This window comes from Aliivibrio sp. A6 (assembly GCF_028765505.1).
GTDB classification, from domain to species: domain Bacteria; phylum Pseudomonadota; class Gammaproteobacteria; order Enterobacterales; family Vibrionaceae; genus Aliivibrio; species Aliivibrio finisterrensis_A.
The window spans coordinates 1-455 of the sequence record NZ_JARACR010000146.1; the positions used below are offsets into that span (position 1 = coordinate 1).

1 protein-coding gene is annotated in these 455 nt (G+C 32.1%); it reads left to right on the forward strand.

Going from position 1 to position 455, the window contains the following annotated elements; genetic code table 11:
• The first annotated feature begins 93 nt into the window (after positions 1 to 93).
• Entirely contained in the window at positions 94 to 450 is a 357-nt protein-coding gene (locus tag PVK70_RS18950) for a DUF6404 family protein (RefSeq protein WP_130049491.1), read from the forward strand.
• Positions 451 to 455 lie beyond the last annotated feature (5 nt).

Consider the following 455-nt stretch of genomic DNA (forward strand, 5'->3'; position numbering starts at 1 on the left):
ATGGTGCTGAATAATCCTTCAATAATCGATGGTGATATCACAATTCGTGATTTAATTCTGATGTAAAGTCACACTAAATTGTTGAGGTGCTTTATGGAAAAGTTCGAATTTATTCAATTATATCTAAAAGAGAAAGGGGTAAGAGCTCAACTTACAAAACCTTTTATATTCTCATTATCAAAATTGACTAAGAAAAATTTAAAGCCACAGGTATTTGAACTACCTTTAAAATTGTTTTTTCTACAAGCAGTATTTGGTTCGATTACATGGGGTTTGTTGATGTGGTTATTCTTTTGGCCGTTTTACGATATTACGATTTATCAGTTGTACGGTGCTTTATTTTATGGCGTCACTACAGGTTTTATATTAGCCTTCGAAGTGAAAAGGACTCAAAAAAGGTTAGATTTAAATAATTGGGAGCAATGGTTGGAAGAAAAGCACTTTAATTAAGCACC

Coding starts and splice junctions, on each gene's coding strand:
- PVK70_RS18950 (WP_130049491.1), top strand. CDS start 94: ATGGAAAAGTTCGAATTTATTCAATTATATCTAAAAGAGAAAGGGGTA.